The organism is Empedobacter sp. UBA5036, assembly GCF_002415215.1.
Taxonomy (GTDB): domain Bacteria; phylum Bacteroidota; class Bacteroidia; order Flavobacteriales; family Weeksellaceae; genus Empedobacter; species Empedobacter falsenii_B.
In genome coordinates, this window is sequence record NZ_DICC01000004.1 from 1 (window position 1) to 5,384 (window position 5,384).

Below are 5,384 nucleotides of genomic sequence, written 5' to 3' on the forward strand. Positions count from 1 at the left end.
TTGTCATAGAAATCAGAATGATAATTTTTGCAATATTAATCGCTTTTTGATAGTCGTTGTTTTTTCGATCAATAATGATTTTATCGAAATGTTTTTTCTGAATATTGATATTTTCAATATCTTGAAATTCAAATAGCAATCGGTTTAATTTGTCTTTCAAAGAATCATTGACAAAAGCTTTCAAAACCAATAAACCTTTATAAAGAATCTGATGTAACAAATGGTTTTTATCGTAAACCTGATGTTCACAATAAAAATGCTCTTTATGCACAACATTTTGTTGAATGTTTTGAGCAAAAAGCAATTTGCCTTTTAGTGCATTTTGATTGGATTGTTTTTTTCGGTATTTCTTTATCAATCCTTTTTTTACCAATCGTTCAATTTCATTCAGATATAGCTCAAAATAAACATCTAAAATTGAATGATAGCGTTTTTTGAGTTGCGTTTCTGAAATAGATTCAACCTGAATTTTCTTGCAGATTTTCAGCATATTGAGCAACACATTTTGCCATAAATTTTTGTCTGCATTTTCGTTATTATCGGCTTTCGGAAGAATCTCAATCGTCAATCCACCAATTTGAATGACACCAACATAACTCCCAAATCGGATTCCTTGGTGAATAATCGTGAAATATTTGTTTTGATGCAGTTCGTTGAATTTTACCATTGCATCAAAATGATGCTTTCGGAAATATCCCGAATCATCGTATCGCAATTTTTGATACTCAAAAACTTGTATAAACTTTTTGTTTTGCATCAATTAGTCTTCGTAAACAGAAATAAAAGTTTGTTCGTTCCAATTTTCAAAAGGCGTAAAACGATATACTTTTTTGTCTTCTAAAAAGTCGTTTTCATAATTGAAGTTATTCGGGAATTTTGCTTTATTTTCTTCTTGATAAATAAAACTTCCTCCTAGAACCAAGCCTATTTTTCCGAAATCTCCGTAAAAATATTCTTCCAAAAGCGGAATGATTTTGTCTTTGAAAGTTTGTTTTAAATCTTCCAAATTTTGGATTCCAATAAAATACGAATGTCCAATTTGATGGTCTTTGTCAACCAATACTTCAATGCGTTGATTGATAGTTTCTAAAAGTTGTTTCAAATCAACATCTTGATATTCAGAATTAAGCAAAACACTTGGATTGGGTTGCATCTCAACAAATGAAAAACGTCTTCTTAAAGCTGTATCCAAAGCTTCTACACTTCGGTCGGCTGTATTCATTGTTCCGATAATGTCCACATTTTTTGGAACTCCAAATTCTCTCTTTGAATAAGGAAGTTTTACTTTAAGTTCGTTGGTTGAACCAATTCTCTTGTCGGGTTCAATCAACGTAATTAATTCTCCAAAAATAGCTGAAACATTACCCCGATTGATTTCATCAATAAAAATTGCGTAACGATTTTCTGTGTCGTTTTGTGCTTTTAAACACAAATCCTTAAATATTCCGTTTTCAATTTGGTAAGAAATAGTTTCTTTACCTTCTTCCATAACGGGTTTTATTCCTTCAATAAAATCTTCGTAAGAAAATGATTGATGGAAAGTTGTAAATACGTAGTGCTTGATTTCTTTATTAGGATTCGGCTTAAAATTATTGACAGAATCGAGAATATCGTAAATTTCGGGTGCTTGTTCTTTTAATTCATTTTCAAGTAATTCCCATTTTTTATCTTTTGTTTTGTCAAAAATATAAGGCGTTTGTCTTTGCGTGTAATTGACCGTTTTTGATTCAATTACAGTATGAAATTGTAAATTTCCCCATATCGTTGCCCGAACATTTTTTGATTCAGATAAAACGGCTTTTTTAGAAACCCAACGGTTTTCTAAAATATCATTGACTTTGCTTGTTCCCATTTCTAAAAGAGCCAAAGCAATGGCTTGCCACCAAGTCAATCCACTCACAATTTCTTCAAAATAAGATTCTGGACTTATACTTTTTTCAGAAATTGTGTACTTAGGAAAATATTCGTTTCTCAATGTATATGTTTTTCCTGTTCCTGGTGCTCCGAAAAGGATTTGATTTAGCGGAATCTTTTTATCAGAATTTATGTTTTTCATTGTTTTTTCGGTTGTTGTTTGATATTCTAATTGGCTCAAAATTTCATTTCTAAAATCAATATCAAAAGCCATTCTTTCCAATTCTTTTTTATTGTATTTGGAATAACCTGAAATTTGAGTACGATTCAGTTCGTTCTCAATTGAGTTAAATACAGATTGTTTATTTTTTTGAGCTTCTGAAATATCGTTTAGTTTGCATAAATAAGCGGTTGGAGTGCCGTCAAAATTCACAAAATTGTTGCTTATTTGTTGTTCTGAAATTGTTCGGAATTTATAATCATCTTTACCGATAGTTGCTGTATTCCAAATATATCTTTGTCCGATTGTAAAAACAATTTTGTTTTTATCAGCATTAAAAACCAATCTTCTGTCGTCTTCTTGAAAACCAAAATTTTCAATTATTGAATCTAAAAAATCATAGTATTCTTCTAATTGTTTTTTGTCAAACTTTTTGAAAAGTTCAAGTAGATTAAAATCTTTAGCATCTCTGAAAACAACATACAGTACATTTTGAATCATCAAACATTTATCATCCCAATCTGGTTTTTGATAAAATTTGCGATAGGTATTGATGAAATTGAAATTATTGTCGTTTAATAGATTTTCCTGAATAATTTGGTTGGCTAATTCTTGTAAATGCAAAAATCGTTCTCCCGATTTTTTCGCTTTTATATTGAGTTGCTCACAGAAATTCTTGTAATAATCTGCTTTGTACAACATATATTTTTCAGGAAAACGAAAAGCCAAATAAACCGAAATAGTTCGCTCATCTTGTTGAGTGTTAATATTAGTTCGGTTTAATGATTGTCTAACTTTGGGAAGTATTTTTTCTGATTCGGTTTGAAAAATTTTGATTCTTTGTGAAATTTCTATCGATTCATCATACAGATTCCGAAACATTTCCCGTACTTCATTAGGAAAAAGTTGAGTTGATTTTTCGATAAATCCCCACGAGTTTTGATAAAGTAAATTGGATACTTTACTGAATGAAGATCGAAACATTTGATGAAAATCTTCTGCTTCTAAATCCCAATTCTGTTGAAATGTATTTATTGCTAAATATTTATAAGCTTCGTTTGGTTCTCCGTTTTCTTCTAAAATGTCAATATATTTCTCAATCAAGTGATAAGTTATGTTTTTTAGGTTTTCAGTCATTGCTTATTAATGATTTAATATATAGCTGACTAAATTACAAAAAAAACCAATGTTTATAACATTGACTTTTCTTGATTAGTTTATAGATTCATAGGTGTGAAGTAAAAGACCGTTCCATCCCCTTAAATTTATGCGATACTTTTTGCATATCCTTACCAACTTTCTCGTTGAGTATCTTAGCATAAATCTGTGTCGTAGCAATGTTTTTATGCCCTAACATTTTGCTTAAACTTTCGAGCGGAACGCCCTCGCTCAAAAACAGCGTGGCAAATGTATGGCGTGCTAAATGAAAGGTTACTTTCTTTTCTTTCAGGCATTCAATCTGTTGTGATATTCTCTTTAGGCTATCATTACAGACTGTATTTGATGGTACAGGAAATACTTTTCCATCTTTTGAAAATCCTGCATATTTTTCGATAATCATTTTGGGAATATCCAACAGCATCACATTTGACGATGTGGCTGTTTTTTTCCTACGTATTATAATCCACTGGTTACCGTCAAAGAAATCCTGAATATTGCTGTTTCTAAGACCTTTCATATCTGAATAGGAAAGACCAGTAAAGCAACTGAAAACAAACAGGTCTTTAACCAATTCATCTTTCTTTTTCTCACAGTTAAACGTTACAAGCTGTTCCAACTCGTTCCGCAACAGATAACCCCTGTCTTTGTCCTTTTTGGTATTCTTGTACTCGCTGAACGGATTAAAAGCAAGATGCTTTCTGCTCATTGCCAATCGGCAAAGCGTGGTAAAGCCAATCATATACAGCCAAATCGTGTTATGTGTCAAGCTTTGGTCATCACGCAGGTAGTAATCAAAGTCCTGTATAAAATCAGGAGTAAGGTCGTTAAAAGACACATCGGAGTAACCGTATTTTGTAAGTGCAAAATTGCGAAGATGTCTTAATAGTGTTTTATACTTACTTCGTGTTCCATTTACCCGAAGTCCGCTATTGACCTTTTTCTCATAGTCGGATAAGAACTGTTCATAAAACTTGAAAAAGGTAATTTCTCCACTTTCCATACCGAGAAAAGCATTTTTGAGTTTAGAACTGTTTATAGCTCCCTCGGTTTTCAGAATTTTGGAATAGCATTCCTCAATGCCCAAACGGATTTTATCAAGCTTGCCGTTCACATCTTGGGCTTCTCGGCTTTTACCTAAAACCCTGCCGTACTTCAAATCCCAATTTGTTGCCGAAATATCCAACTTGGTACTGAATGCAGATTGATTACCATTTACGGTAATTCTGCACATAACCGTAACTTTCCCGTTCTTCTTCGGGGCATTCTTTTTAAGGTAGAAAAGAACCTTAAACGTTGATTTTTTTGTCGTTTCCATACTCACAATTCTTAATGATAAAATTAAACCTATGTGAGCTACGAAACAATATGAAAAACTATGCAGAGAGCTGAATTACAGTATTTTAAAGCGGTTGTTTCTAATGCTTGAAAGTAACGTTTTAGTAACCTTACTTTTGCCTAACCTCGCTTTTTTCTGCTTTTTACCTCATTGCCAAAAAATCAAAAAACGATTGTAAAGCCTTTATTTACAACCGTTTTCCCTGTTATTAATGTTTGATGTATTTTTACTGAAAATTTATTTTAAACTAAATATATTATGTTAAATAGATTTTTCTTAATAGTTATTTTTTTCGGAATTTTTATAAACTGTCTTAATGGAGCTAGAGAGAAAGATGGTATAATAGTATATTATAATTATACAAAAGATGATGAGCTAGAGTGGAAATTAAATGACTATGAATACACATATTCTATAAACTTTATTTAAAAAGTAAATATAGAAATTGATGATTATGCGGAAACAGAGTATGGAGGTTCATATCAATTTAAATTAGAGAAGAAAGACATAAAATTGTATAAAAGTTTACAAAATAAATTATCAAAAATTATTTTTGTAACAGACACAATAAAAAATAGTTATTATGGACATATTATAGTTTTAAATAGTTTGCAAATTATATTGTTCTAAAATATATTCCTAATCTAAAACCTTCAAAGTTGTATAGATAATCCCAAATAATAGGTAGACGACATTATTCAACTTTACATAATAAAGATTATTAAGACACTATCCTACGCAGTGTGTAAGTTAAAAAGTTAGTGCTTGGATTTTTATAATCTGAGCCTTTCTTCAAAAATAATCATAAATTGG

General features: G+C 30.9%; 3 protein-coding genes. All 3 read right to left on the reverse strand.

Annotation, left to right across the window (positions count from 1 at the left end):
* The coding region (locus tag B4J88_RS00160) for an McrC family protein (protein WP_414646630.1) at positions 1 to 757 on the reverse strand (757 nt) is incomplete at its 3' end.
* A gap of 3 nt (positions 758 to 760) precedes the next feature.
* Positions 761 to 3,211 (reverse strand): McrB family protein, encoded by a 2,451-nt coding sequence (locus B4J88_RS00165; RefSeq protein ID WP_260136335.1) that lies wholly within the window; start codon positions 3,209 to 3,211, stop codon positions 761 to 763.
* Positions 3,212 to 3,299: 88 nt separating this feature from the next.
* A complete protein-coding gene (locus tag B4J88_RS00170; RefSeq protein ID WP_260136334.1) occupies positions 3,300 to 4,550 on the reverse strand; it encodes a site-specific integrase in 1,251 nt (416 codons plus the stop codon).
* Between the last annotated feature and the right edge of the window lie 834 nt (positions 4,551 to 5,384).

What these genes read in the sequence shown, in the direction of transcription:
- B4J88_RS00165 (WP_260136335.1), bottom strand. Translation starts at nt 3,211, where the DNA reads ATGACTGAAAACCTAAAAAACATAACTTATCACTTGATTGAGAAATAT.
- B4J88_RS00170 (WP_260136334.1), bottom strand. Translation starts at nt 4,550, where the DNA reads ATGGAAACGACAAAAAAATCAACGTTTAAGGTTCTTTTCTACCTTAAA.